The 4,032-nt window shown below is 58.4% G+C and carries 2 protein-coding genes; one reads left to right on the forward strand and one right to left on the reverse strand.

All coding sequences use genetic code 11. From position 1 onward, the window contains the following. A partial coding sequence (locus C0456_RS19670) for an EAL domain-containing protein (RefSeq protein ID WP_291056115.1) occupies positions 1-2,260 on the forward strand: 2,260 nt, incomplete at its 5' end. Between the two features lie 550 nt (positions 2,261-2,810). On the opposite strand, the gene C0456_RS19675 is transcribed toward C0456_RS19670, so the two are convergent. Continuing rightward, entirely contained in the window at positions 2,811-3,875 is a 1,065-nt protein-coding gene (locus C0456_RS19675) for a site-specific integrase (protein ID WP_291056118.1), read from the reverse strand. Positions 3,876-4,032: the final 157 nt, after the last annotated feature.

The following is a 4,032-nucleotide window of genomic DNA, read 5'->3' on the forward strand; positions in this document are numbered from 1 at the left end:
TGCCATCCTCTTGCGCCGCAAGCGCGTGAAGGTGGCGGTGATCGCGATCCTGGTCGGGGTGGTATCGGCGGCGATCGAATTGCCGCTTCCGGCGGAAGACGCGCTCCGGCTGGCGCGCGCGCAGTTGCGGATGCGCCCCGCGTCGCAGGACATCGTGATGATCGCGATTGACGATTCCACGCTCAATGAACTCGGCCAGCCCTTGCCGAACCGGCATCAGGATAGCGAGGTTCTCGATCGGCTCGCGCAAGCCGGGGCCAAGCGTATCGTTGTCGATCGTGCCCACGCCGATCACGAGACGCCAGCGGGTGATGCGGAGTTTGCCAAAACGCTGGCGAGGCATCGCGGCAAGGTGTGGCTTGGAATGGCACCGGGGAACGCGGCGGGATTCCAGTCTAGTGAGCCTATCCTGCCCCTTCCTTCATTCGCCAGCATAACCCGGCAAGCGTCGATGGTCAGCTTCTTTAGCCCCTTCGACTTGTACATAATGATACCCACCGAAATCGAATTCAGAGGTGCTAAATATCGTTCGATCTCGGCTGTGCTCGCTGGTTATCACGGCGGGTTGGCAAGATATCGGCCCGACTATGCCTTCAATCTGAACTCGATTCCGACCTATCGCTACATCGATGTCTTGCGCGGCAGGGTCGGGGCCAAGCAACTTGCGGGCAAGTCGGTGATTATCGGGACCACATTCGTCGACTCGAAGGACATGCATCGTCACCCCTTCTACGGAAAGGTGTCCGGATCATACTTCCAGATTGTTGGTGCCAATACACTCTTGCGAGGTCGGCCGCTTGACCTGATGTGGTTTCCTGCGATCCTTTTGGCTGCAGCGGTCGTTGCCGCTCAGGCGCTCGGCCGGCGCAGATCGATGGGAATCTTGTGGCTGCCGCTGGCAGTGCTGCCGCTCGCTGCCTTCGTACTCGACGAGTTCAACATCAACATCGACATGATCTCGGCCTTCCTCGCTCTTCTGGTCGCCGCGATCGGTTTCAGCCGGATCAACAGGAAGTACTTCAACGACGGCATCGACGCGATGACGACAACCGCGATCAGCTCCGAGAAGGCGAACGCTGACTGGGACGTGTTCGCGCTCAAGATCGCCAATCTCTCGGAACTTTCCGAGGAATGGAGCTCGCGCGACATCGGCGATTTCGTCAACACGCTGATCGGCTATGTGCAGGGCCCCGGCGCAATCAGCGACATCGCCTTCGAGCGCGACGTGTTGATCTGGCTTGCGCCCCGGGTGGAGAATGTCGAGCTCGAGCGGCACACCGATGGCCTGGCGCTGATGCTCAAGACCGCGATCAGCCACGACTGGCAATCCTCCAACGGCGCGCCCGCGATCGGGGTCGACACCAACTACGACCTGCCAGTCGCGGTGCGAATCAAGAAAGCGATGCAGGCGGCCGACGAGGCGGCGACCCGCGGGGTGCGCTTCATCATCAATGATGCCGCGCATCTCGAAGCGCGTAACCAGCGGCTCGAGCTGATCCGCGTCCTGGAGAAGGGCCTGCGTGATCGCGACATCGGGGTCGCCTACCAGCCCAAGATCGATCTTGCCTCCGGACGGATTGTGGGTGCCGAGACGCTGATCCGCTGGCGGCCGGGCGGGGGCGAGCTCATCAATCCGCAGGATCTTGTTCTTGCCGCCGAGGCCGGGGACCGGATCAACGAGCTTACCCTGGTTGTGATGGAAGCCGCGCTGATCGACGGCAAGGAGGCTATCGCGCTCGACCCGCGTTTCAAGCTCGCGGTCAACATGTCGGCCAAGAGCCTGTCCGACACCCACCTCATGTTCGACATCATGACCCTGCTCGGGCGTTACAATTTCCCGCCGGAAAACCTGACGCTCGAGCTGACCGAAACCGCCAAGCTCGAGGATCACCGGATCGCCCCGCAGATTGCTGCACTGAAATCGCGCGGCATCGGATTGTCGATCGACGATTTCGGCACCGGCGAATCGAATCTTGAATATATCGAGAAGCTCCCCAGCTCCGAGCTCAAGATCGACAAGAAGTTCGTCCAGCAGATGGCCAAGTCGGAGGAAAGCCGCGCAGTGGTGCGTGCGACGATCGAAATCGCGCATTCGCTCGGCAAGGTGGTGGTCGCTGAAGGGGTCGAGGATCTCGAAGTCGCCGCGGCGCTGCGGGCGATGGGTTGCGACCAGGCGCAGGGCTATCTGTTCTCGCAGGCGATCGTGATGCCACAGCTGCTCGCGATGATGGGCGGCGGAAGGGCAGCTCTTAACGCTTGATTAAGGTTAATAATGTGTTAAAGCTCCTTGCATCGGGTTAGAACATTGCAATGGAGGCCTCTATGCTGTGGGCATGGATTTACGACATTTCTGGCTCCCGCTGATAGGCTGCCAGGTATAGGTTAAAGCCCCGGGAAACCGGGGCTTTTTCTATTTCAGGGGTACGTGACGAGCCCGATCCGCACGGGCGCATCCGTCCGTTCGGCCGGCGAACCAGTTCGTCTTCGGGATCGCTAAATCCTTGCGAATCACGGTAAACACGCACCGCGCTCAAGGCGCCGTCAGCCAACCCTTAATGCGGGCCTGCGCCTTTTCAGCAAGCATCGATAAGCGATTTGGTCGGGGAGAGAGGATTCGAACCTCCGGCCCCTGCCTCCCGAACCAAGTTCGGCGAAAGAAAATTCCTTTGTCTTTCAGTGGTTATTGGTTTTCGAATTGGCGTTGGATGACGGTACTTGCCGTTGCGTGACGCAGAAGCGTCTACATTACCGCACACAGAAGCCGCTTAGAATGCCGGTGAGCGACACCGAAATGCACCACCATTAGGTGTTCATTTGCCCCGTTTGCGGCGATCAATCGAGCGAATTGCCCCGTCGAGAAAATCAGGGCTGTGGTGGGAATAAATGCGCGCTGTCGTCTCATGTTCTTGCCCGAGGTAGCCCGCGATCTCAAACATACTAACCCCATCCTGAGCCATCCACGTGGCGATCGTATGCCTCAAGGTATGAGGTGTAATGCCGTCCAGTCCGGCGCGAGCGGCAGCAGCTTTGAAGCCGCGAATAACCCGAGTTGCCGCTTTGCCCCGGACACGGATAACCGGCGCATCGTCGCCCACGCGCTTGGCATGAGCGTACCTTAAAAAGGTCATGAGGCGTTCAGGGATGGGCACGGTGGGATTGCGCTTTTTCGTAAGCTCTCGATCGGGGACCTGAAACTTAATGCGCCGCTTTTCTAAGTCGACCCGATCCCACGTGAGGGAGAGGATCGCCCCAGATCGTGCGCCCGTGTAGATGCCAATCAACATAAACAACGGAAGATATGTCCGCGTATGGGGGTGCCCGCCTCGCGAATGCCAAAAAAGGCGTGCCATCTCGCTTCTGGTGAGAAACCGATCTTTGGGAGGGGTCTTCTTGGGCAAAGGTACGTGAACGGCCCGCGTGAGCTTTCCCTCCTGAACGCAGAAGTTCTGCGCGGCCGTAATGGTGGCCAACTCCTTGCGGATGGTAGCATTTGAAATTCCTTGAGGGCGGCTTTTCCGACGGTACTCGGCGTACTGGTTGCAGGTTGCCTGCGAGATTTCCGAAAGCATCCGACCATCCCAGAACGGGATTAGTGCTTCCATAGCATAGCCGATCCGCGCAGGGTTTACGGCATGGATCGCCTTATGCTCGCCGTAGTACGCTAAGGCGTCCACCACGCCGAACCTGTCTGGCCGCGTGTCATTGTCGATAGTGAACAGCGAAAGACAATAGTCGAGGTAAATCTCGTGTGCCAGCTTGCCATCCGAGGTGCCCGTCGAACGTGACCTCTTCTTCCCTTTCTCGTACCAAACAATGTAAAATGTTTTTCGTGCCTCGACCCACTTTAGCTTGGGACCGGCGCTCCTTCTTGCCATTTTGACCTCTGCGATTCGATTTGAGGTCGGGCCATATGATGCACTGTTTTGCGGATGTCATCGGCATAATTAGCTGACAAGAAGCAATTAAATTCGGCGATGCGTATGTTCATACGTTTGAACATTCAGAAAGGTGCCTCTCATGGGCGACGGTCAA

Source organism: Hyphomonas sp. (assembly GCF_013823385.1).
In the GTDB taxonomy this organism is placed as follows: domain Bacteria; phylum Pseudomonadota; class Alphaproteobacteria; order Caulobacterales; family Hyphomonadaceae; genus Hyphomonas.

Coding starts and splice junctions, on each gene's coding strand:
- C0456_RS19675 (WP_291056118.1), bottom strand. CDS start 3,875: ATGGCAAGAAGGAGCGCCGGTCCCAAGCTAAAGTGGGTCGAGGCACGA.